General features: G+C 47.4%; 20 protein-coding genes. 9 read left to right on the top strand and 11 right to left on the bottom strand.

Annotated elements, in window-relative coordinates; genetic code table 11:
- The first annotated feature begins 8 nt into the window (after window positions 1-8).
- Together V7051_RS13585 and V7051_RS13580 are read left to right on the top strand one after the other, a co-directional pair.
- Complete coding sequence (locus V7051_RS13585; protein ID WP_333875649.1) at window positions 9-599, top strand: DUF502 domain-containing protein; 591 nt, start codon at window positions 9-11, stop codon at window positions 597-599.
- Window positions 600-820: 221 nt separating this feature from the next.
- A complete protein-coding gene (locus tag V7051_RS13580; protein ID WP_333875647.1) occupies window positions 821-1,618 on the top strand; it encodes a hypothetical protein in 798 nt (265 codons plus the stop codon).
- 105 nt (window positions 1,619-1,723) lie between these two features.
- Here the strand turns inward: V7051_RS13580 and V7051_RS13575 are convergent, their stop codons facing one another.
- The 3 genes from V7051_RS13575 to V7051_RS13565 all read right to left on the bottom strand — a co-directional run bounded on the left by V7051_RS13575 (window position 1,724) and on the right by V7051_RS13565 (window position 5,043).
- Window positions 1,724-2,851, bottom strand: a complete 1,128-nt coding sequence (locus V7051_RS13575; protein WP_333875645.1) for a sodium ion-translocating decarboxylase subunit beta — start codon at window positions 2,849-2,851, stop codon at window positions 1,724-1,726.
- Window positions 2,852-2,948: 97 nt separating this feature from the next.
- On the bottom strand, window positions 2,949-4,754 hold the full coding sequence (gene oadA / locus V7051_RS13570; protein ID WP_333875643.1) for a sodium-extruding oxaloacetate decarboxylase subunit alpha: 1,806 nt from the start codon (window positions 4,752-4,754) through the stop codon (window positions 2,949-2,951).
- Between the two features lie 55 nt (window positions 4,755-4,809).
- Window positions 4,810-5,043 (bottom strand): OadG family protein, encoded by a 234-nt coding sequence (locus V7051_RS13565; RefSeq protein ID WP_333875641.1) that lies wholly within the window; start codon window positions 5,041-5,043, stop codon window positions 4,810-4,812.
- Between the two features lie 166 nt (window positions 5,044-5,209).
- Between V7051_RS13565 and msrB the strand changes: the two genes are divergently transcribed.
- The 5 genes from msrB (at window position 5,210) to V7051_RS13540 (ending at window position 12,110) form a co-directional block, all read left to right on the top strand.
- Window positions 5,210-5,608 carry a peptide-methionine (R)-S-oxide reductase MsrB gene (gene msrB, locus V7051_RS13560; protein ID WP_333875640.1) on the top strand — a complete coding sequence of 133 codons (399 nt, stop codon included), beginning with the start codon at window positions 5,210-5,212 and terminating at the stop codon, window positions 5,606-5,608.
- Window positions 5,605-6,960 carry a M18 family aminopeptidase gene (locus V7051_RS13555; RefSeq protein ID WP_333875639.1) on the top strand — a complete coding sequence of 452 codons (1,356 nt, stop codon included), beginning with the start codon at window positions 5,605-5,607 and terminating at the stop codon, window positions 6,958-6,960. The genes msrB and V7051_RS13555 overlap by 4 nt, the downstream gene beginning before the upstream one ends.
- A 96-nt stretch (window positions 6,961-7,056) precedes the next feature.
- The gene (locus V7051_RS13550) at window positions 7,057-7,593 is read left to right on the top strand and encodes a YfiR family protein (protein ID WP_333875637.1); all 537 of its coding nucleotides are present in this window, start codon (window positions 7,057-7,059) and stop codon (window positions 7,591-7,593) included.
- Window positions 7,586-9,994 (top strand): EAL domain-containing protein, encoded by a 2,409-nt coding sequence (locus tag V7051_RS13545; RefSeq protein ID WP_333875635.1) that lies wholly within the window; start codon window positions 7,586-7,588, stop codon window positions 9,992-9,994. The genes V7051_RS13550 and V7051_RS13545 overlap by 8 nt, the downstream gene beginning before the upstream one ends.
- Window positions 9,984-12,110 carry a TonB-dependent receptor plug domain-containing protein gene (locus V7051_RS13540; RefSeq protein ID WP_333875633.1) on the top strand — a complete coding sequence of 709 codons (2,127 nt, stop codon included), beginning with the start codon at window positions 9,984-9,986 and terminating at the stop codon, window positions 12,108-12,110. Before V7051_RS13545 ends, V7051_RS13540 begins: the two co-directional genes overlap by 11 nt.
- A 23-nt stretch (window positions 12,111-12,133) precedes the next feature.
- Here V7051_RS13540 and V7051_RS13535 read toward each other — a convergent pair whose 3' ends face one another.
- Window positions 12,134-12,916 carry a PEP-CTERM/exosortase system-associated acyltransferase gene (locus tag V7051_RS13535; protein WP_333875631.1) on the bottom strand — a complete coding sequence of 261 codons (783 nt, stop codon included), beginning with the start codon at window positions 12,914-12,916 and terminating at the stop codon, window positions 12,134-12,136.
- A 465-nt stretch (window positions 12,917-13,381) separates the two neighbouring features.
- On the opposite strand from V7051_RS13535, the gene V7051_RS13530 reads away from it, so the two are divergent.
- Entirely contained in the window at window positions 13,382-14,014 is a 633-nt protein-coding gene (locus tag V7051_RS13530; RefSeq protein WP_333875629.1) for an alpha-ketoglutarate-dependent dioxygenase AlkB family protein, read from the top strand.
- 387 nt (window positions 14,015-14,401) lie between these two features.
- On the top strand, window positions 14,402-16,558 hold the full coding sequence (locus tag V7051_RS13525) for a TonB-dependent receptor plug domain-containing protein (protein ID WP_333875628.1): 2,157 nt from the start codon (window positions 14,402-14,404) through the stop codon (window positions 16,556-16,558).
- A gap of 214 nt (window positions 16,559-16,772) precedes the next feature.
- On the opposite strand, the gene purD is transcribed toward V7051_RS13525, so the two are convergent.
- The 7 genes from purD to prmA all read right to left on the bottom strand — a co-directional run bounded on the left by purD (window position 16,773) and on the right by prmA (window position 24,257).
- Window positions 16,773-18,050 carry a phosphoribosylamine--glycine ligase gene (gene purD / locus V7051_RS13520; RefSeq protein WP_333875627.1) on the bottom strand — a complete coding sequence of 426 codons (1,278 nt, stop codon included), beginning with the start codon at window positions 18,048-18,050 and terminating at the stop codon, window positions 16,773-16,775.
- Between the two features lie 186 nt (window positions 18,051-18,236).
- Entirely contained in the window at window positions 18,237-19,796 is a 1,560-nt protein-coding gene (gene purH, locus V7051_RS13515; RefSeq protein ID WP_333875625.1) for a bifunctional phosphoribosylaminoimidazolecarboxamide formyltransferase/IMP cyclohydrolase, read from the bottom strand.
- 46 nt (window positions 19,797-19,842) lie between these two features.
- Window positions 19,843-20,127, bottom strand: a complete 285-nt coding sequence (locus tag V7051_RS13510; protein WP_333875623.1) for a helix-turn-helix domain-containing protein — start codon at window positions 20,125-20,127, stop codon at window positions 19,843-19,845.
- A 1-nt stretch (window position 20,128) separates the two neighbouring features.
- Window positions 20,129-21,112, bottom strand: coding sequence for a tRNA dihydrouridine synthase DusB (gene dusB, locus V7051_RS13505; RefSeq protein ID WP_333875691.1), 984 nt, complete (start codon window positions 21,110-21,112; stop codon window positions 20,129-20,131).
- Window positions 21,113-21,182: 70 nt separating this feature from the next.
- On the bottom strand, window positions 21,183-21,710 hold the full coding sequence (locus V7051_RS13500) for a hypothetical protein (protein ID WP_333875622.1): 528 nt from the start codon (window positions 21,708-21,710) through the stop codon (window positions 21,183-21,185).
- A gap of 218 nt (window positions 21,711-21,928) precedes the next feature.
- On the bottom strand, window positions 21,929-23,125 hold the full coding sequence (locus tag V7051_RS13495) for a class I SAM-dependent rRNA methyltransferase (RefSeq protein WP_333875620.1): 1,197 nt from the start codon (window positions 23,123-23,125) through the stop codon (window positions 21,929-21,931).
- Window positions 23,126-23,375: 250 nt separating this feature from the next.
- A complete protein-coding gene (gene prmA, locus V7051_RS13490) occupies window positions 23,376-24,257 on the bottom strand; it encodes a 50S ribosomal protein L11 methyltransferase (RefSeq protein WP_333875618.1) in 882 nt (293 codons plus the stop codon).
- Between the last annotated feature and the right edge of the window lie 60 nt (window positions 24,258-24,317).

Genomic DNA, 24,317 nt, shown 5'->3' with positions numbered 1-24,317 from the left:
AGATAAAAATGAAAGAGTTGGTTAAAAAGCTGTTGAATTATTTCTTGATTGGAGTTCTTGCGGTTATTCCTATCGTCATCATTTTGCAAATTATGATTTTTGTAAAAGACCGGGTTTCCGATTTGTTCCAAATGGTTTACGGCTATGCAGATAATTATCTTTATACGATTCTGGTTTTTGCGATCAGCTTTTTTATTCTGGTATACATTGGTCGAAAATTAGTCCAGGAAGGCCGGTCCTGGGTTATTGGCATGTTTGATCATGTTATTGAACGGATTCCATTAATCAATACGCTTTACCGGGTACTTAAAAAAGTCATCAATATGTTCTCATCCCATGACAGGACCATCGCCAAGGAAGTGGTTTATGTCGAATACCCCAAAGATGACATGTGGATGACTGCTTATGTTACGAACCGGCACGAAGATAAATATGTGCTGTTTGTTCCTACATCGCCTAATCCGACATCCGGTTTTACAGTGATTGTGGATAAGTCGAAGGTCATTAAATCAGCTATGAATATCGAAGAGGCCAGCAGTTTTATCATCAGTGTCGGTGTTGATTACGGCAAGGTTTCAGAAGTGAGCAAATTACCCTAAATTCTAATATTAGTAATTGCAACGGCTACGATAACAACATACAGCCGCCGATAGACGCTATTAGTGTGATGTCGGCGGAAATAAAAGCCTATATAGAAAGTTGCTGAAAGCCGTTTATTTGATTTATTGACTTTAAGTTGCTTGTTTGTTATGAATGAGCCTGCCTTTAGCGGCAAAAAAATAATAATAAATATAAACAATTACGCAATAGGAGGATAGGTATGAGATCTGATAACGGTACCAAAACAGGCAAATTGGCAAAATTAACTCAGCTGGAAGCGGAGGTGATTAACCTTTCAGAGCAGCTAAAAACAAACAAGAAAACGATTGCTTTGCTGAAAAAGTCTTTAACCGAACGCGATTTAAAGATTCACGAATTAGAATCAAAATTGGCATATGCTCAACAATCGTTACTGAAAAAAACGGTATTTACGATTCACCAATGCAGGGATCAAATCAAAAACGGAATTGACGAAAAGATAATTACCCCTGCTTTAGCACAAATTCAGCAGCAGATTGAGGTCATTCAAGGCATTGTTCATGAAGCCAAGGATCTCATCAGTAAGAAAAAAATGCTGATTCACGAAAATATTCATACGACTTCAAATATGGTCCATCAATGCCCTGATCAAGCAATAAGATATTTTGAAAAATGGGTTGTTGAGCCGGCCAGGTTAGCGGTCAATGAAGGTGTTGAATTGGTCGATAGCAATGTCAGAAACGGTCAGTATCTGGTCGAGCAAAAAATCATATACCCATGCAAAGTTTGGTATGAAAAAATTGGGGCGCTACCGACGCAGAGTCAGGTTATTTTTCAAGTGTATTTGGCGGAACCCGCTATGCGGAAAATAGATGCTTTACCTGTTATTAGAAAGGAGCTTGGTGCCCATGCAGAGGCATTACTGAAGTGTTTGATTGACCGGTTGAAATCCGAAGCGGAACAGGGCGTTGGGAAAGCAATTAATGTAATAAAAAAATCATCCTTTTGGGATGGAAAGCGCAAGATGGAAGCCGCTTAAATCAGGATCAGGTATCTAAAAACGACGAGGCGACCGGAACCGGTCGCCAGTCTTCATCAACAACGGTTTAAAAGGCAACGGTACTGCTTTTGGACCTTATCATGGTTATTTAACCAAGCTCAATAACACGCCAGCCGCCACCGCAGAACCAATCACACCTGCAACATTAGGTCCCATGGCATGCATCAGCAGGAAGTTATGCGGGTTGCTCTCCAGTCCCAATTTGTTGGCTACCCGTGCGGCCATAGGTACCGCGGAAACACCGGCTGCGCCAATTAAAGGATTAATCGGTGTGCTGCTGAATTTATTCATGATTTTCGCCATGATCACACCGGCCGCGGTGCCGATGCTGAACGCAATCGCTCCCAAGGCCAGGATGCCCAGTGTCTTGATTTGCAAAAAAGCTTCGGCGCTGAGCTTTGAACCTACCGCCAAACCCAGGAAAATAGTGACGATGTTGATCAGTTCGTTTTGCGCGGTTTGACTCAAACGCTCAACCACACCGCAAGCGTTCATCAGGTTGCCCAGTGCAAACATGCCGATTAAAGGCGCGGCGGACGGTAACAATAAGGTGCAAATAAGCAGCAGCATTAACGGGAAGACTATTTTTTCGGTCTTGCCCACTACACGTAGTTGTTGCATTTCGATTTTGCGCTCATCTTCGGTGGTTAACGCGCGCATGATCGGCGGCTGTATTAGCGGTACCAGGGCCATATAGGAGTAAGCCGCGACAGCAATGGCCCCCAATAAGTCGGGCGACAGTTTTGACGCGACATAAATCGCGGTTGGGCCGTCGGCTCCGCCGATAATGCCAATCGCGGCGGCATCTTTTAAAGTAAACTCCAGACCCGGTATGACATTGAGCGCCAGTGCGCCCAGCAGCGAGGCAAAGATGCCGAACTGTGCCGCAGCGCCAAGCAATAAGGTTTTGGGGTTAGCCAACATCGGGCCGAAATCGGTCATCGCGCCCACGCCCATAAATATCAGCAATGGAAACAGGCCGGTTTTAATGCCGAAATACAGGTAGTATAAAATACCGCCTTCTTCGGCAATACCGGCAACCGGAATATTGCTGAGTATCGCGCCAAAGCCTATCGGCAATAACAGCAAGGGTTCAAAGCCTTTTTTAATGGCCAGGAACAGCAGCAAAAAGCCGACCAGCATCATAAAGGCTTGTCCGCCGGTAAAGTTGTATATGCCGGTGCTATGCCAGAGTGAAGTAAGATTTTCCATGAGATGTCTCTTTAATTAATCATGTAGAGCGACCGGATGGCCGCCCTTTATGCCCGTGGATACTACGACGGTTCTTCGTATTGTCTGTGGTTATCTGTTATAAAGAAACAAGTACATCGCCCCCGGCAACCGCACTGCCTTCTTTTATGTTAACAGTGCTGACGATTCCGGCCGTTTTGGAACGTACTTCAGTTTCCATTTTCATCGCTTCCATGATGACGACAACATCACCTTCGGCCACAATGCTGCCTACATCGACCAGAACTTTCAAAATATTGCCGGCCATTGGAGATTCAACCACTGCGCCGCTGCTGGCTATCAGTGCGGCATGGGTTGCGCTGGCCGCCGGCTGAATGGTCAGGGCTGCGTTGTTAGCTCCGACGATAACACTGAAATTTCTGCCGTCAACGTTGACGGTATAGGTTTCCGTCTGTGGTTGGGTCGTTGCGTTGTCGGCAGCGGCTGATTTTGCCTGGGGTGCGTTGTTGGCAGCAAAAGCTTCTGCATTCGGAGCTGCTTCAAAGGCCGCAGGATTACCGCGGTTAGCCAAAAACTTCCAGCCGACTTGCGCAAATAAGCCGTTGATCAAAGCGTCTTCTTCAATGTTGGCTGCGAGGGTTACGCCTTCGGCTTGCGCTTTTTCGCGTACTTCCGCAATCAGCTTGTCCATTTCCGGTGCAATCAGATCAGCCGGACGACAGGTAATCGCTTGTGCGCCGTTCAGTACTTTGTCTTGCAGAGCTTTGTTGACCGGTGCAGGCGTTGCGCCGTAGTCGCCTTTTAACACACCGGCGGTTTCCTTGGTGATGTTTTTGTAGCGTTCGCCATTCATCACGTTAATCACGGCTTGGGTGCCGACGATTTGCGAAGTCGGTGTGACCAGCGGAATAAAACCCAAGTCTTCGCGAACACGGGGGATTTCCAGCATGACTTCGTCGAATTTGTCGGCGGCGCCTTGCTCTTTGAGTTGGCTTTCCATATTGGTTAGCATACCGCCAGGTACTTGGGAAATCAGGATGCGACTATCGACGCCTTTCAGACTGCCTTCGTATTGCGCATATTTTTTGCGTATATCCCGGAAATAGGTGGCGACGTGTTCCAGTTCGAGCAAATCCAGGCCGGTATCGCGGCCGGTGCCTTCCAGGCTGGAGACGATGGTTTCGGTGGGGCTGTGGCCGTAAGTCATGCTCATTGAAGAAATGGCGGTATCGACATTATCCACGCCCGCTTCGGCGGCCTTGATCAGCGTGCCGACACTCAAACCGGTGGTTGCATGGCAATGCAGGTGGATCGGAATTTGGGTGCTTTTTTTCAGGCGACTAACCAGTTCGAACGCATCGTAGGGCTTGAGCAAGCCTGCCATGTCCTTGATACAGATGGAATGCGCGCCCATGTCTTCAATCTGCTTGCCCAGATCCACCCATAAATCCATGGTATGTACAGGGCTAGTGGTGTAGGAGATGGTGCCTTGCGCATGAGCGTCGGTGCGGAGCACGGCCTTGACGGCATGGTCAATGTTGCGCATGTCGTTCATCGCATCGAAAATACGGAATACGTCGATACCGTTGACGACGCAGCGCTCGACGAATTTATCCACCACATCATCGGCATAATGCCGGTAGCCGAGGATGTTTTGCCCGCGAAACAGCATTTGCTGAGGCGTATTGGGCATAGCCGCTTTCAGCTGGCGTAGTCTTTCCCACGGATCTTCGCCCAAGTAACGGATACAGGCATCAAAAGTCGCGCCGCCCCAGGACTCAATCGACCAATAACCGATTTGGTCGAGTTTCTCGCAAATCGGCAGCATGTCTTCAATGCGCAACCGGGTTGCCAAAATGGATTGATGAGCATCACGCAGAACGACTTCGGTGATACCTAAGGGCTGCTTTATATCGGTGGACATGCTTGTTGATTCTCCTGAAACCTTTGTAAGTTTTTAATCATTGACCTAAGGGCCGTTAGTTATGCTTTTTACGATATTGGTGTATCGCCGCAGTTATCGCCGCAACAACGTTTTTGTCGATATCATTGGTAATGCCGGGGACTGTCCTTGACACCGGTATTTCCGGGAAATAGCGCTGCACCAGTGCCGACATGAGGTTGATAGCGACTACCAACATGGTCAAAAACAGGAATACTATGCCCATCCCGGTAAACATTAATTCGATCCCGCTAGTCATTTGTTCTGTCATGGTTGATCACTTATTAAATTTCTTAACGATTGCATTGTAGCATAGGCAAAATTCATAACTAATCGTTGTTTTTTCCATATCGATTATGATCGGCAGTCTTTTGGCTATGCGGTCTTGAACGCGTACAATACGAGTCATTATAAATGGTTGTTATAGGGGTAAAAACATGACAAATAAAGAACACGACGAAAATATGCAGTGGCAAGACAAATTGACGCCGGAGCAATTTAGCATTTGCCGCCTGAAAGCTACCGAGCCACCTTTTACCGGCAAATATGCCGATTGCAAAAAAGACGGTATTTACCATTGCATTTGCTGCGGCAATCCGTTGTTCGATTCTTCGACCAAATATGATTCTGGCTCCGGCTGGCCGAGTTTTTGGGATGTGCTGTCAGAGAACAGTGTTGCTGAACATGTTGACGTCAGTCACGGCATGCGCAGGGTTGAAGTGACTTGTAAGTCCTGCGACGCGCATTTAGGCCATGTATTTGAGGACGGCCCGCAACCGACAGGACTGCGTTACTGCATTAATTCCGCAGCACTAGACTTGAAAGAAAGACTATGAGTAAAGAGCAGGTTCAAGACTTACTGGATTTTATCGATGCCAGTCCCAGCCCCTGGCATGTCGTACAAACCATTGAGGCTCAGCTTGCGACGCAAACTTCGGCTTGGCAACGGCTTGACGAAACGGCTAAATGGACATTGCAGCCGGGCGGTCGTTATTACGTGGTGCGCGATGATTCGTCTATTGTTTTATTTATACAAGGGCAAAAACCGCTGGCCGAAACCGGGTTTAAAATTATCGGTGCGCATACCGATTCCCCCGGCCTAAGAATAAAACCGAATGCCGCCAGCAGTACGGACGGCTTGTTGAGATTGGGCGTCGAAATATACGGAGGACCGATACTGGCAACCTTTACCGACAGGGATCTAAGCCTTGCAGGAAGAATCGCTTATAAAAACGATCAGGATCAAATAGCCCGCATGCTGGTCAAATTTGATCAGCCGCTGCTGCGCTTGCCCAATCTGGCAATACATATGAACCGGGCGGTTAACGAAGACGGCTTAAAGCTGCAAAAGCAGGTTGAATTGCCGTTGATTTTATCGACATTGACCGAAGAACAGCTGCCGCTTGTCTTTTTTTCAGAGTTGTTGCAACAGCAGACCGGCATCGCTTCTTCGCGCATTTTATCCTGGGATTTGGCCGTGTATGATACCCAGAAAGGCGTATTCTGGGGGGCGGAAAACGAGTTTTATGCAGACAGCCAGCTGGATAATTTGGCCTCATGTCATGCCGCATTACAGGCTCTGCTTGATAACGACTGCATGGATGCAGAGGGTGGCGCAACGCATGGAGCCATTGCCGGGGGCGGTTTACAGCTGGACAGTACCAGGGTATGTGCGTTTTTCGATCATGAAGAAATCGGCAGTGAGAGCAATAAAGGTGCGGACGGCAGCTTTTTGCCCGATGTGCTGCAACGCATCGCTTTGGCCACAGCAACCGACAGCGAAGATTATGCCAGAGCACTGGCGAAAAGTTTCATGATCAGCGCGGATATGGCGCATGCTTATCAGCCTAACTTTCCCAATGCCTACGATCCCGACCATAAAGTGACCGTCAATAAAGGCCCGGTGATTAAATCCAACGCCAATCATCGATACAGCTCGGAAAGCGTCTCAGCCGCGATGTTTGCCGATTGGTGCGAACAAGCCGGAGTGCCGTACCAAAAATATTCGCATCGCTGCGATTTGCCCTGCGGCAGCACGATCGGGCCGATTACGTCCGCCAAACTGGGCATACGCTCAATTGATGTCGGCAACCCGATGTGGGCGATGCACAGCATCAGGGAAAGTGCCGGGGTGTTAGATCATGGTTACATGATAAGCGTGATGAAACGGTTTTTTGCTGTACGTTAATTTACTAGGCTTAAATAAATTGAATGGGTAAAATGACATAAATCCGTGGAAAAATGCTGCTTCTACCTATTCAATAATCACTCTGCACGCCAATAAATGAAGCATATCAACTTACCAGGCATTTTTTTTGGCGTTGCCTTACTGTTTTCACATCATGCCATCGCTACCGATGTCGAATATAAAGTCAAAGCCGGTTACCTGTACAACTTCACCAAATTTATTACCTGGCCGGAGGATAAGAACGAAACCTTTAATCTCTGTATTATGGGTGAAGATCCTTTTGGCGATTTAATCGATTCCATCGAACAACGGTCAGCATTTGGACGGCCTATTAAATTATTCAGATTTAATAGCCTCGATAAAGGTCAGTACTGCCATATTCTTTTTATCAGCGCCTCTATCAAGGATAACCTTTTGATCAAAGGTCTGCTGGCTAATTACGGTGTTGATAACACCTTAACCGTCGGTGAAAGTGCAGAGTTTACAACCCAGGGTGGAATGATTGGCTTTATTAACCGGGAAGGCAAAATCAAGCTGCAAATTAATCTGAGAATATTGCAACAGAGCGATTTAAAAATCAGCGCAAAATTATTGGAAGTCGCTGAACTTGTTGAGGGAGAAAGCAATGATTAAGTTCATACGCAACCTGTCAATAAACCGCAAATTGCTGCTTATCTTATTATTTTCCTGTGTTTCATCGTTATTATTTGCCGGAGTGCTGTTGATAGTGCTTGAAATTTCGGAGTTTCAGAAAAACACCAAAGACGATTTATCAACCTTGGCCCAAATTGTAGGTAATCGCAGTACTGCCGCCTTAATGTTTGAGGACAGGGATTTAGCCCATGAAAATTTGTCCGTATTCGATAATTTGCCTGACGTCCGCTTAGCATGCCTTTATGATGCGAAAGGCGCTGTTTTTGCCCAGTTGCTAAAACAAAATCATAAAACACGGGTTTGTCCTTTATCGATTAAGTCTGAACTGAACCGATTCGAACAAGATCATTTACATATCATCCAACCGATTGTTGTGGACGGCGCAGAACTGGGCACAGTCTATATTTATGCCGATTTGACGATGGCCTATTGGCGCAGAATACAATTTTCCGGGCTTATACTCCTAATGTTGGCCGGCGTTTCAATACTGAGTTTCTTTCTATCGACACCGTTGTTGACGCTTATTTCCTCGCCGATAAGAAAGCTTGTCGACAAGGTTAAAAATATTAGCGAAACAAAAGATTATTCGTTAAGAGCGGTTAAAGTGAATGACGATGAGCTGGGCGTTCTGGTTGATGCATTCAATGCTTTGATTGGCACTGTTGAAGTTCAAAACCAGGCTTTGACTCAGGCAAAAGATCGTTATTTGGCGCTTTATGATGCTAATCCGACGATGGTGTTTAACCTGGATATAGAAGGCCGTATTTTGTCGGTTAACCATACCGGAGCCAAACAACTGAATTTGTCGGTTGAGGAGTTGCAAGGTTGTTCGATTGTTGATTTTGTCCATATCGATGATTTGCCCTACATACGGGGTTTATTTGAGCGTTGTCTGAGCCACCCTTTGCAGGTGTACAAGCAGGAAATCAGGCAGGTTTGCACTAATGGAAAGATTATTTGGGTTAGAGCGACAGCAAGACTGGTCGAAAATGAAAGTCAGCAAAATAGTTTATTGCTTGTCGGTGAAGACATCACCGAAGCCCGTTTGCTGAATGAGAAAATTGCTTATCAGGCCAGTCATGATGCATTGACTGGTTTGGCGAACCGTAGCGAACTCGACAGGCATATTAAGCAAGCTGTCGCCCTGGTTTGCGAAGATGGTTCTGAGCATGCGCTGTGCTATCTGGACCTGGATCAGTTTAAAGTCGTCAATGATACCTGCGGGCATCTTGCCGGCGATGAACTGCTCAGGCAATTGGGAGAATTATTAAGAAAACATACACGGCGGCATGATTTTGTGGCGCGTCTCGGCGGCGATGAGTTTGGTGTGTTGATGAGCAATTGCTCATTGAATGAGGCATTCCGGGCTTGTGAAAATTTACGCGATTTGATCAGGGATTTTCGTTTTGCCTGGGAAAACAGGAGTTTTTCCATCGGTGTGAGTATCGGTATTTCAGCGATCAACGGTTCCAGCGGCAGCACCGTTGACCTGCTTAAAGAGGCAGACGCGGCCTGTTATGCGGCAAAAGATAATGGCCGGAACCGTGTGCATGTCTTTCGTCCGGATGATGAAGAATTGGCAATGCGGCATGGAGAAATGCAATGGGTGGAGAAAATTCAGCAGGGGCTGGAACAAAATCGGTTTTGCCTGTATGGGCAGCCGATAGTATCAATTGCTGATCTTGACGAGGGCATGCATTTTGAAACGTTGGTTCGTTATCGGGAAGAGAATGGGCAGATTATTCCTCCCGGTGCTTTTTTACCGGCGGCGGAGCGCTATAACCTGGCCTCCGCGCTGGACCGCTGGGTGATCAGTCATTTATTTGAATGGATAGCGACCAAGCCGGGCTTTGTCGATCAGCTAACGTTGTGTTCCGTTAATTTATCCGGCCTGTCGCTGTCCGATGAAACCATGCTGACGTTTATTTCCGAACAATTTTCAAAATGGGCGATTCCGGTGCATAAAATATGTTTTGAGGTCACCGAAACAGCCGCTATCGCCAATTTATCCAACGCAACCAAATTTATTAATCGATTAAAGGAACGGGGCTGTTCGTTTTCACTGGATGATTTTGGCAGCGGATTGTCTTCATTTGCCTATTTAAAAAACCTGCCGGTTGATTATCTTAAAATCGACGGTTTGTTTGTTAAGGATATACTTGACGATAAAGTTGATCTAGCAATGGTGAAATCAATTAATGAAGTCGGCCATGTTATGGACAAGAAAACCATTGCCGAATTTGTCGAAAACGAACAAATCTTTAAGTTGCTAAGTACTTTGGGCGTAGATTACGCACAAGGTTACGGAATTGGCAAACCTGTGCCCCTGGATGAACTTAAGCTAATAAAACCTTTTCCGGAGTCTGGAAATGAGAATTAAATTTGCGATAGCGGCTAATTGTTTAGCGATTATGTGCTACCCCAGTTTAAGTGTGGCTGCTGTTGAAAATGAAATGGATGATTTTTTTGCAATGTCACCGGCTCAATTGGCAGCGACCTCGGTCACTATTGCTACCGGTACGCCCAAGACTGTTTCTCAGTCTGCGGCGGTGACCAGTGTGATTACCGCTGAACAAATTAAATCCATGGGGGCGACGGAACTGCACGAGGTGCTGGAAACAGTGCCGGGTATGCACGGCAGTCTGCAAAGAAGTACCTATGATTATAATTACAGCGTGCGCGGTATACAGAATGCCACCAACTCACAACTTCTGATATTGCTTAACGGTACGCGCATTACTACGCCATTCCGCGGTACGCTGATGTCCGGCATGGAATTACCTGTTGAGGCTATCCAACGCGTGGAAGTTATCAGGGGCCCTGGTTCGGCACTTTATGGGGCCGATGCATTTGCCGGCGTTATCAATATCATCACCAAAAAAGCGGCCGATATAAACGGCTCGAAAGTCGGCGTTCGTGCGGGTGAATGGGACACACAAAGTGCTTGGGGGCAACACGGCGCCAAATGGGCAGGCTGGGATGTGGGCACGAGTCTGCAGTATCAGCATACCGGCGGCGATGACGGACGGGTGCTGAATGCCGACGCCCAAACTATAAAAGATAACGCTTTCGGGACTCATGCCTCGCACGCTCCGGGAGCAATGCCGACGGGTTATGAAACGCTCAATGGGCATCTCGCGCTACAACGTAAACATTGGGATATCGGTTTCTGGGGTTTTAATGAAATTAATGGCGGCACTCGCGCCGGGGTCAACACGACATTGGATCCAAACGGTACGACTAATGGTGAACAATATCTGGGGGATGTGCGTTTTTCAACGGAAGACTGGTTTAAAGATTGGGAATTGATGGCTCATCTTAGCTACCTGCAGGCCGATTTTAATGCGAAATTCCAGGTTTTCCCCGATAACGCCAGCTTGCCTGTCACTGTAATTGGAAATATTGATAATACGCTTGACCCTTTAGTCCCGAGAGTGTTGTTTCCTAATGGTGTTAATAATAGTTTAGGGCGAGTGGAAAAAATTCCGTCAATAGAATTAAGTTCGCTCTACCAAGGTTGGAATAATCACCGCTTGCTCTTGAGCTCGGGTTTCCGCTATGAAGAAATTACGACCAGTGAGAGTCGGAATTTCGGTTACGGTATGCCGCTAGCGCCTGTAGTTAATGGCGCATTAATTGATCTGACGGGTACTCAGTATGTTTATTTACCTGACACCCACCGATCCATCGGATCTGCTGTGGTACAGGATGAATGGCAATTCGCTGATAATTGGCAACTGACCGCCGGCGTCCGTTACGATCATTATTCCGATTTTGGCGGTACTATCAATCCACGGGCTGCGCTGGTTTGGGATATTAATCAGCAACTAACCAGTAAGGTGCTTTATGGAAAAGCCTTCAGGGCGCCCAATTTTTCAGAGCAAGGCAACCAGAATAATCCGGTCATCGTAGGCAATAAGGAGTTAAAGCCGGAAACGATTAACACCGTCGAATGGGCTTTTGATTATCGTCCTTTTTCTACACTGAGAACCGCCGCCAATCTGTATTATTATGAAATCGAAAACCTTATCGCTATACCTCAAGGAACGGTTACCTTCCAGAATAGCGGCAACCAGAACGGCTACGGCACTGAGCTGGAATGGAATTGGCAGGCTACTGAACAATGGAATGTAATCGGTAATTACGCCTGGCAAAATGCCCGTAACAGCACCGGAAATAGCCGGATAACGGGCGTACCCGAGCATCATGTTTATATGGCGGTCGGCTGGCAGTTTTTACCGCAATGGCAATTACAGCCCCAGATTAACTGGGTCGGTGGCAGAACAACGGCACCAGGCGATACCCGGCCATTGAAAGACTATGAAACTATTGACGCAACGCTAAGAGGTAAAAGATTATTTGGACATCTTAATTTGGCTGCATCAATGCGTAATATGCTTGATACTAATAATTTTGAACCCGCCAGTCCGGCATTGCCGCAGAATATCCCGCTGCCGGGAAGAAGTTTTTATTTTGAAGCATCGACTGATTTTTGATGAAATCGGCAAACTTGAGCAACTTAAAGATGATTTACAAGGTTTTTCACCCTATGTAGATTGCTTGCTGTGCCTGGAAATTGTCCATTATTAGTTAACATGTTCCAATAAGCTAAATCTTTTTTGGCGACGCTATCCAGCAGATCATCTACTTTAATCACACAGGGCTGGCGCATTCCGTAAAGGTTCAGTAGCGGACCGATCTCGACAAAATGTATGCCCAATGTTGAAAAGACCCGCATCAACGCAGGTTCCATAATTGCATACCAGTAGTGAATGTTATTTTCGGCGCTCATTTTAACGGCACATGCAAACAAAGCGAGTGTCAGGTGGGAAGAGCTTCGTTTGTCTTCTTGTGCGATGCGCAGACCTGAATCGGTATCAATAGTCGTTAATAAATGCGGTTCGTTTTTTCTTCGCCTAAACTCTTTCGATACACAAAATCTCGACAACTCGGCCAGATGGTGTCGGGAAATAGATTGTAACAGCTCGGAATCAGCAATTTGGCTGTAGCGTTCGATTGGAAATAAATAGTCTCGATTACCGGCATCCGGCAGAATAAGCCGGGTAGTTGCAATATAATTCCCCTGCTCACGATGGCGAATAAGATAATGGCATGAATGCCGGTCATCTTCATCAAATTCGAGTCCTTCAGGATGAACTACAGGACTTTTGAATCCGGTTTTACTTCCGTTTTCAAGACAATAAACCTGATAGCGTAACTTATATACCTCATGTTTAAGTTCTTCAGAAATCGCGGGTATCATCTCAAAGTACTTATTAAAAATATCAATAATATTGGCCAAGTGTCGTCTCTTAATTTAATCCGAGGTTTAGGTAATATAACTGTTTTATTTAAAGTTTTTCCCGAATGGAGCCGGAATGTATGCGAGTGTTTTGTACTCCATGAACGCTGAAGTTCATTAGCAATCAGAGTAAGCCGCTCTTAATGCGAAAAAAGACCATTCGAAAACGACTGTTTGTTTTGTCCCATGAATATTTGCAAACAGTATAGTTTTTAACGTTAAAAAAAGCGATGGGAGCAGGCTATGAATTCTCCCTGCACCCGTTTTATTTGGGGAGAATAAGACACGCCGCATTAAATTACTTGACGTTGTATTATCCGTGCATTGCTTACATATAAGGGCTTTAGACACCTCGATACTCTAGTGCTTAGAGGCGGTTGTATATCGTTGTCTGTTTCTATATTCTTTCTCCTTCAGGTAAAAGGGCTTGGAAATCAGGACAATTTTTTATTCAGCAAAAATAATATGGTGGATCTCGGCGTCATTCAACGCGTGCATAGCGCACTTGGTAACGATGAAATAAATATTGTCCCCTTTGAGGGGGAGCTGTATTTATACAATCATTTTTACAATTTAACGGAGTCTGATCTACTGTTTGCACAGCTGCAAACCGAGTTGGACTGGCAGGAAGAAGCCATTTTTATCTATGGCAGGTGGGTTAAAGTGCCCCGTTTAATGTGCTGGTACGGTGATGGCGATGCCTGCTACCGTTATTCAGGCGTTAATCATCAGCCGATGCCGTGGACTCCGGTATTACAGGTAATCAGGGAGAAGGTGGAACGGCAATGCCGATGCACCTTTAATAGCGTATTAGCCAATTTGTACCGTGATGGTAACGACTCTATGGGATGCCATGCCGATGATGAAAAAGAGCTGGGCCTGAATCCGGTGATTGCATCATTGAGTCTGGGTGACCAGCGGTTATTTAAATTGCATCATAAAAGAAGCAAAGAAAAACTGGATATTGTTTTAGGACACGGCGATTTGTTAGTGATGGCGGGAACCTTGCAACACCACTGGATGCATTCCGTGCCAAAAACGAAAAAATTGAAAACGTCACGGATCAATTTGACGTTCCGAGAGATTAAAGCGGGTTGAGTAATGCACCTTGTCGGCATTTGTGCAGATATATTTCCGCTAGTGTGCCAAAGTGGAAGTATGTGACAATTACTCAAACGAAGAAGGGAAATCCACCATGAATACCGCGCCATCGGCTTAGACCTGCAAAGAATGTTTTCATTACGGTATAAGATGCGAACGGAAAAATCGTATTGCGCGGACAGCTCAAACAGGCCCAGGTACTGGCCTTTTTTGCCAGCCTGCCGTCCGGTTAATCAGTCCGCAGTTCATCAAACCCTGCTTTAAAGACAATAAAAATGACGGCAACGATGAGGGGCGCGATGGTTTCGGGCGGAGATTACCGTATCAGCAAACCCGTGCTGCTGAATAAACTTAAAATTATAAAACCCTGTTCGGGACGTTGAAATGAGAGTCAAGACTACATTCGCTGTTAACTGTTTGGCGCTGATGGTTTCTTGCACTGATGTTGCCAGGGCGGCGGCAGAAAAAGTGGATGACTTCTTTGCTATGTCGCCGGCTGAATTAGCTGCCACACCGGTTACTATTGCGAGCGGCACGTTAACTCTGGTCTCTCAATCGGCGGCCGTGACCAGCGTCATTACCGCTGAGCAAATTAAATCCATGGGAGTGACCGAACTGCATGAAGTGCTGGAAACGGTACCGGGCGTTCATGCCAGTATACAAGGACTGACCGGCGATTATCATTACACCGTACGCGGCATCCAAAATGAGAGGAACTCAGAAGTACTGATATTGTTAAACGGTACCCGTGTTACTTCGGCTTTTGGCGGCACGTTAATGATAGGTCTGGAGTTGCCTATTGAGGCGATTCAACAAGTAGAAGTGATACGCGGGCCGGGCTCGGCATTGTATGGCGCCGATGCTTTCGCCGGTGTTATCAATATCATCACCAAAAAAGCCAAAGACATAAACGGCACTACCGTCGGCGGCCGGGCGGGTGACCATGACGCCCAAAGCGGATGGGGGCAGCATGGCGCGCACTGGGCGGGCTGGGATGTTGCAACCAGTTTGCAATACCAGCATAACGGTGGCGATGACGGGCGTGTGGTTAAAACCGATAGTCAAACCGCTTTGGATAATACATTTGGGACTCATGCGTCTCATGCGCCGGGTGCATTGAATACCCAGTTTGAAAACTTTAACGGTCATCTCAATCTGCAACGGAAACATTGGGATATCGGTTTCTGGGCGTTTAATGCAGAGAATAATACGCGCGCAGGTACTGCCGGCGCCCTGGACCCGAAAGGGGGCGCCAATGGTGAGCAATATGTAGGCGATATACGTTTTTCAACGGAAGACTGGTTTGGAGACTGGGAGTTTGCTGCGCATGCCAGTGACCTGCATTCCGATTTTCGAGCACAATTCCAGCCGTTCCCCGATAATTCTGTGCTGCCTGTCGGTTCAGATGGCAATATTAATTTCTTAACGCCCAATCCACTGGTCTTATTGCCTAATGGCGTTATTAGTCATTCAGAGCAAGTTGAGGATATTCCCGCAATTGAATTGAGTTCGATCTATCGGGGGCTGCGAAATCATCAGTTGCTGATGAGCGCAGGTTTTCGCTATGAACAGCTCAGCGTAAAACAGCTGACTAATTTTGGTCCCGGTGTTGTTGATGTTACAAAACTGCTTCCTCCACCTAACTTAAATGTCATAGACGGTTCATTAACAAACGTTACCGGGACTCCTTTTATATTTTTACCGAATACTCACCGGTCCATTTGGTCTTCCGTTGTGCAGGACGAATGGCAGTTGGCCGATGATTGGCAACTGACCGCCGGTGTGCGCTATGACCATTATTCCGATTTCGGCAGCACCATCAATCCGCGTGCGGCCCTGGTGTGGGATATCAATCAGCAGCTGACCAGTAAGTTGTTATATGGAAAAGCCTTTAGGGCTCCTAATTTTTCAGAGCAGGGAAGCCAGAATAATCCGATACAATTGGGCAATAAAGCCTTGGAGCCTGAGACGATCAATACCTATGAGTGGGCGTTTGACTATCGCCCGATTCCTGCGCTTAGAACCGCCGCCAATCTGTATTATTACCGGATCAAAGATTTGATTACACTCGTACAGGATGTGGGCACGCCTTCTTCCACATTCCAGAATAACGGTAACCAAGATGGTTACGGTAGCGAGCTGGAGTGGAACTGGCAAATACAGGAGCAATGGAATTTATCGGGCAACTATGCCTGGCAATATGCCAGAAACAACGAAACCAAAAGGCGGGTAGCCGGTGTGCCCGAACATCAGGTCTATATTGCCGCTGCCTGGCAATTTATACCGAAATGGCAGTTACAGTCTCAAGTCAACTGGATAGGCAGCAGGATAAATCCTATAACGGACAACGGAAAATTGGGCGATTACCAAACAGTCGATTTCACGGTAAGAGGTAAAAAGCTCTATGGACATTTCAATGTCGCGGCTTCTTTACGCAATGCACTCGACACAAATTATTGGGAGCCTGCGGCAGTAAAAACGGGACAAAATTTCCCGATGCCGGGTAGGAGCTTTTATCTTGAGACATCAATTAGTTTTTGATGTGGCAAGCCCCTGAAATCCAATCTTATTCCTTTCGGTGGCGAGCCTTATTTGCACAGCAATTTTTACCGTTTGCAGGAGTGTAATCTGCTATTAAAGGCCGCTCTGGCTTGGCAGGCGAAAGCCCCGACAGAGGTCAGCATGGCCTTGTTTAATGTGCTGTACGGCAATAGCGATAGCTGGCAGCATACTGCGTTTAGCACATCTTGCGGTTTTAATCTTTTATAGCCTTAAAACCGATATCAGTACGGTAATAGATACCATCCCAATGAATGCTGTCGGCTAAGGCGTAAGCTTTGCTTTGGGCTTCCTTAATATCATGTCCTAACGCGCAAGCGCATAATACGCGTCCGCCGGCTGTGACCATGTCGTTGCCGATTTGTTTAGTAGCCGCATGAAACACCTTGCGGTCTTCAAGCTCCTCGTTAGGCAAGCCGGAAATCACCGCGCCACTTTGATAGGTATCGGGGTAACCGCCAGCCGCCAACACTACGCCTAATGCGGCGCGTTCGTCCCAGTCACTGACGGTTGTGTCGAGATTTCCAGCCAGTGCCGCCTCGCAAAGTTCTACCAAGTCGCTTTTCAAGCGCATCAGGATCGGCTGGGTTTCAGGGTCGCCAAAGCGGCAGTTGTATTCGAGTACTTTAATTGAACCGTCGGCGGCAATCATCAATCCGGCGTAAAGAAAACCGGTATACGGCAATCCGTCTTCAGCCATACCTTTTAAGGTCGGTTCGATCACATCGCGCATGACTCGTTGATGAATCTCAGCGGTGACGACAGGGGCCGGGGAGTAAGCGCCCATGCCGCCGGTATTGGGGCCTTGATCGCCATTATCGCGGGCTTTATGGTCCTGGGAAGTTGCCATAGGCAAGGCGTGTTTGCCGTCGGCTATCACAATAAAGCTGGCTTCTTCACCGCTCAGGAATTCTTCGACTACAACACGATTGCCTGCCTCGCCGAAAACATTCCCCGATAACATGTCTTCAACGGCGGCGATCGCTTCTTGTTCGGATTGGGCAACGATCACGCCTTTACCGGCAGCCAATCCGTCTGCTTTGACTACGATCGGCGCGCCTTGTTGCTTTATATAAGCTATGGCTTGCTGCTTGTCGGTAAAGGATTGGTATTTTGCAGTCGGAATGTTGTGGCGGATCATGAAGTCTTTACAGAAAGTCTTCGATCCTTCGAGTTGCGCAGCTTTTGCCGTAGGGCCAAAGCATTTCAAACCCGCTTCCTGAAAACAGTCAACGATGCCTAAAACCAGAGGCACTTCGGGACCGATGATGGTCAGGCCGATGCCCTCTTGTTGGGCAAATGCCAGTAGGGCGGAAATATCGGTGACGGCAATGGCTACGTTCTCGATAGACGGTTCCTGTGCGGTGCCGACATTGCCGGGCGCGACAAACACTTTTTCGACTTTGGCTGATTGCTTGGCTTTCCAGGCGAGGGCGTGTTCACGGCCGCCGCTGCCGACGATGAGGATTTTCATAGTGATTCTCGTGTATTTTGTGGCGACCGGCTGGTCGTCCATAACTTAACGCATATTCAATTAATAAAACGCAAGTAGATTAATTCACCACGAAGACACGAAGAGCACAAAGTTTTACCATTGTTTTTCTTCGTGTCTTCGTGTCTTCGTGTCTTCGTGTCTTCGTGGTGAGTGCCTTTTAAAATATTAATGCCTGAAATGACGCATGCCGGTAAATACCATCGCGATATTATGTTCATCCGCTGCGGCAATGACTTCATTGTCGCGCATTGAGCCACCGGGCTGAATGACTGCGGTAATACCCGCTTCGGCAGCCGAATCGATACCGTCCCGGAACGGGAAAAACGCATCCGAAGCCATCGCGGAGCCCGGAACATCCAAACCCGCATCGGCGGCTTTGATGCCGGCGATTTTGGCTGAATAAACCCGGCTCATTTGTCCCGCGCCCACGCCGATAGTCTGGCCGTTCTTGCAGTAAACAATCGCATTGGATTTAACGAATTTGGCGACTTTCCAGGCAAATAACAAATCGGCTATTTCCTGTTCGGTCGGGGCGCGTTTGCTGACTATTTTTAGATCGGATGCGCTGATTTCGCCGGTGTCTTTGTCTTGAACCAGCAAGCCTCCGGCAACGCGTTTGAAATCGAGGGAGGCCTGATTATTACTACTCCATGTACCGCATTCCAATACGCGAACATTTTGTTTTTCAGCCAAAACGGTCTGTGCAGCGGCGCTGATAGACGGCGCGATAATGACTTCGACAAATTGGCGTTTGGCGATTTCAGCCGCAGTTTGTTCGTCCAGTTCCCGGTTAAAGGCGATAATGCCGCCGAATGCCGAGGTCGGGTCGGTAGCATACGCTTTATCGTAGGCGGCAAGCAGGCTGTCTGCCTGGGCTACGCCGCAGGGATTGGCATGTTTGACGATTACGCAGGTAGGTTGGTCGTTAAAGGTTTTGACGCATTCCAGCGCGGCATCGGCATCGGCAATATTGTTGTAGGACAACTCTTTGCCTTGCAGTTGTTTTGCTGCCGCAATCGTGCCGCTGGCCGGTGTTTTTTCACGATAAAACGCGGCGTTTTGATGCGGATTTTCACCGTAACGCATGGTTTGGTTGCGGTAAAACTGCAAATTTAATGTCTCGGGAAACTGTACGCCGCTAATGTTGCCAAGGTAAGTTGCAATCGCGGTGTCGTAACGCGCCGTGTGTTCAAAGCTTTTCAGTGCCAAGTTGAAGCGGGTTTGGTGGGAAAGTTCGCTGTCATGACTATTCAGTTCGGCAACTATCGATGCGTAATCGCTCGGATCGACAATGATAGCTACGTCGGCATGATTCTTGGCTGCGGCGCGGATCATAGTCGGGCCGCCGATGTCGATATTCTCAATGGCCGTGTCTAAATCGCAGTCAGGATTGGCGACGGTTTGTTCGAACGGGTACAGGTTGACTACCACCATATCGATGGCATTAATGCCGTTTGCCGCCATTACTGCATCGTCGATGCCGCGACGCGCCAAAATGCCGCCGTGAACTTTTGGATGCAAGGTTTTGACCCGGCCGCCCATCATTTCCGGAAAACCGGTGTAATCGGAAACTTCAGTCGCAGGAATGTTATGCTCAGCCAGTGTTTTTGCGGTACCGCCGGTACTTAAAATTTCGATGCCTAATTGATGAAGCTCAAGGCAAAAATCCACGATACCGGATTTATCGGATACGCTGACCAGGGCGCGAGTGACTTTTTTGTTCATGCAGATCTCAGAATGAAAGGGAGGTAAAACCAGCCTTGTTTGGGTATTAGGACAGGCCGTAGAATTCCAGTTTTTTGCGCAAGGTACTGCGGCTCAAACCCAGCGCCTTGGCTGCTTTGGTTTGGTTATAGCCTGAATATTCCAGTGTTGCCTGCAATAAAGGTTTTTCGACTTCACCGATGACCATCGCATGCAGGTCCACCGCATCATGGCCGTTCAGGTGCAAAAAATATTGCTCTACTGTTTGTTTAACATGCGCGGATAACGGAATAGCTGCGATTTTTTTGCTGTCTATATTGATGATTTCGGCATTTTTTTGGGATGCGTTCATATTATGCAGCACGGTCAGTAGTTAAAAGATTAAATGCCGAATTAATCAGCGCTATTTGTTGGGATGGACATTGTGCCTGATTGATGACACTTTGGGCATCCTGAGCTACGGACTCAAGATGCTTAAAATACCAAGCTATATGTTTTCGCGCTATTCTAACACCGCTCGCATTGCCGTAGAAGCTATATAGTTTGTCCAAATGACTCATAAGCGTGCTGTGTATGTTTGTAATTGTTGGTTTTTCAAGGTGTTTGCCGTGGTTGATAAAGTGACTTATTTGACTAAATAGCCATGGGTTTCCTTGGGCGGCCCGGCCAATCATAATGGCGTCCGCACCGGTTGAATCAAGCACAAACCGGGCTTGTTCGGGTGAATCAATATCGCCGTTGGCGATAACCGGAATGTTGACTGTTTGCTTCACTTTTTTAAGCGTTTCGTGTTCGGCCCGACCATTAAACTTGCAGGCACGGGTCCGGCCGTGAATCGTCAGCGCGGCAATACCCGCATTTTCGGCTATTTGGGCGATTTCAATAGCATTGCGGCTGTGTAAGTCCCAGCCGGTACGGATTTTTAACGTGACCGGAATATCGACCGCATTAACAACAGCATCAAGTATTCGTTTTACCAGCGCTTCATCCCTGAGTAGCGCGGAGCCTGCGGCAACTGAACAGACTTTTTTTGCAGGACAACCCATATTAATATCGATGATCTGAGCGCCCCGTTGGACATTGAGTTTTGCCGCATCAGCCATAAGCTGGGGATCGGTACCTAAAATTTGTACCGAACGTATGCCGTTTTCACCGCGATGATCGACTTTTAACAGCGTTTTTTTATGCTGGCGTAAAGCCGGATTGGACGCCACCATTTCAGATACCGTCAAACCTGCACCGAATTGCTTGCACAATTCCCTGAACGGACGATCGCTGACGCCGGCCATCGGCGCCAAAATCAGGTTGTTTTCAAGTTGATAAGGACCGATTTGCATGAGGAAGACAAAAAATGCAAGGCCAGAGACATGAGGCAAGATTTTTCGCCTCGTGCCTTTAGCCTAAAAATTATTTATCGCTGTCCTCATTCCAGATCGGGTTGTCGCGATCTTCCGGTTCCAGTTTAACAATATCTTCAGCATAGATATGCCAGAAAGATTTATCGATCTTGGCGTTGTCATAGCTTTCTTTTTTATCATGGCCGAACGGGCACCACCAGTTTTCAACAATTTTCACCATATAAGCATGCCATTCAAATAGCGCGACGCTATAAGGGCAATACCATGTGCAGTTCAGTATCCAGAACAGTTTCGACTGGGATGTACTGGCTTTGAATGAGCCGTGCATCGTAATTTGATTTTTTAAGGTATAGCGATGGCTGGCACGGTCAGGCAGGAAATCGGAGTAAGTCTTGAGGTTTTTGGCGCCGATCAATAACAAGTGCCAGTAAGTCATATAGGCACTGGCAAACACAAAGGGAAGGGTAACGATGGGCAGGTAGACCAGAACCATACCAATGGCTCTTTGCACTACCGGGACTTTTTGATGGTTTTTGCCGATGTCAACGCGACCGGAACAGGACTCACAAGCTTTCATTATTTTTATATCCTCATTTTTTTATAGTTAGTAAGGGGGTTATGGTCGGTTTGGTATCATCCTCGTTAAGTAATTGATAAATGCTCAGACATCCGGCGCAGCAAAATTTTTGCACGCCGTCAGCGGTGGTCAGCGAAAATCCAGTGATTTCTACCGGTTGACCGCAAAGGACGCAGGGTTCCTTAACTTTTGCATCGACCATGAAAATGCCTCGTATTTTACAAGCTTGAAGAGACAGCACAAAAAAAAGTTTTTAAATATTCGGTCTCGGGCGCTGCCGGATCGATCGGGTGATCAGGTCCTTGTCCGCCGCCGGCAAAAAACACCAGATGACGATCTATGTGCCGCCCTGACGAGCGTAAAATCTCGTGCAGATTTTCACGGCTCAGGTGATGAGAGCACGATGCCGAGACCAATACACCGTTTTTGGACAGTACCTGCAGAGCTAGATGATTCAAGCGGCGATAAGCTTCATAGCCTTGTTTGAAATCTTTTTTACGCTTAATCAAAGCGGGCGGATCCAGTACGATAATATCATAGAGCTGGTTTTCCAGGCGGGCCTGCTTTAAAAACTCAAACACATCATTGCGCACAAAGTGCATTTTATCCTGAACCCGGTTCAATGCCGCGTTTTCTTCTGCCAATAGCAGCGCGCTTTCCGAAGCATCGACGCAAGTAACTTCTGAGGCTCCGGCGATAGCGGCAGGAATGCCCCATGCCCCGGTATAGCAGAATAAGTCGAGCACTCGCTGGTTCTTGGCAATGCCCGCTAGTTGGGCGCGGCTGCTACGGTGATCGTAAAACCAGCCGGTTTTTTGTCCGCCCAAAATGTCGATTTTAAATTGAGCGCCATTTTCTTCAATGATCAGCTGCTCGGGGAGGCTGCCATAGGCGAGTTCGGATTCCAGGGTCAAGCCTTCCTGTTGGCGCTGGCTATTATCGTTTTTCAGGATAATGGCTTCCGGGTTCAGTAATTCATGCAGGGCGGCAAACAGCGATTCCTTACGTTGTTCTATCCCGGCGGTGGTAATTTGCACTGACAATACCGGGCCGAAACGGTCGATGACCAATCCGGGCAAGCCGTCGCTTTCACCGAAAACAAGCCGGTAATAAGGTTTGTCGAACAGTTTTTCGCGTAAAGCCAGTGCGGTAGTCAGGCGCTCTTTGAAGAAATTGGCGCCGCATTTCAAATTGGGTTTTCTGGATAGAAGCCTCGCGCATATCAGGGCTTGAGGATTGATGTAGGCGGTGCCAAGCACTTTGCCGTCGTCGCTTTTTACCTGTACCAGGTCGCCTGCGTTGAACTGTTCAAGCGGTGAGCGCTTGGTGTCGACTTCGTTGCTGAAAACCCATAAATGGCCTTTACGCAGACGTTTGTCTTCATTCTTTTTCAAATAGATTTCAGGATGAGCCATATTAATTAAGTGAGTTCAAAAATATAAGTGCCGATGTTCAGACTGGTATGTCTTAGGGCGATGTCTTGTAAAGTATATAGCATGCATGTCCGGATCTATTATTCACCACGAAGACATGAATGGCGCAAAGTTTATATTTTTCTTTGTGTCTTCGTGGTAAGTAAAAAAGTGCGTAATTCCGGGATGTTCTTTCGTGGCAATCAGCTTAGTTTCTACTGATTAAGATACGATTCCATAATCCTATGGCTGTTTAGTGCTTGATGCCTTCCAGTCTAATCCAGTCTTCCTGCTGTACCGGCGCGCTGAACGTTATGTATTGCCGATAAGCGTTCATCACCGATTCGGACTGTTCATGCAATATGCCGGATAAAACCAGTTGACTGCCGGGAGCGACCAGGTTGGAAATTTGCTCCGCCATGTCGATTAAGGGTTTTGCCAATATATTGGCCAGCACGATGTCCGCTTGAAATGGGGCAAACTGTTCGGGCAGATAGCAGGCAATTTTATCCTGCACCTTGTTTTTTAGCGCATTGCTTTGCGTTGCGGTTATTGCCTGCGGATCAATATCCACCGCGTGCGCTTCTTTAGCGCCCAATAAGATCGCCGCGACAGCCAGTATGCCGGAACCGCAGCCGTAATCAATGACGGTTTTTCCGGCCAAGTCGTGGCTGGCCAGCCATTCCAGGCATAAGGCGGTAGTCGGGTGCGTGCCGGTGCCGAATGCAAGGCCCGGATCGAGAGTCAGGCAAACTGTGCCGGGTTCATATTGCTCCTGGTCGGTCGGGCAAACCCAGAGCTTATCGGCAAATTTCATCGGCTTATAATATTCCATCCAGGCGCGTTCCCATTCCTGGTCTTCCACAACTTCACACTGCCAATTACGTAATTGTTCCTCCTTAAACTGGGCGTAAATCAGGGTTTTGATTAGCGCGGGATCGGCGGCATCCAGTTCATACAACGCAATGACTTCAGTGTGGCTCCATATTTTGGTTTCGCCGATAGCCGGTTCGTAAACCGGCTCGTCTTCGGCGTCCATATAGGTAACCGACACCGCGCCGAGATTGTTGAAAAAGTCGGCAAGCCGGGGGGCAAGGTCTTCATTGGTGATAACGGAAATTTGGTGCCAGGCCATGATGTGGATGTTTTAGGTAGGGATAGGGAGTTTATTCACCACGGAGGACACGAAGAATAA

Source organism: Methylobacter sp., assembly GCF_036845245.1.
GTDB lineage: Bacteria > Pseudomonadota > Gammaproteobacteria > Methylococcales > Methylomonadaceae > Methylobacter_A.
The sequence above is the reverse complement of the archived record's forward strand: the minus strand, read 5'-3'. Positions and strand labels throughout refer to the sequence as shown.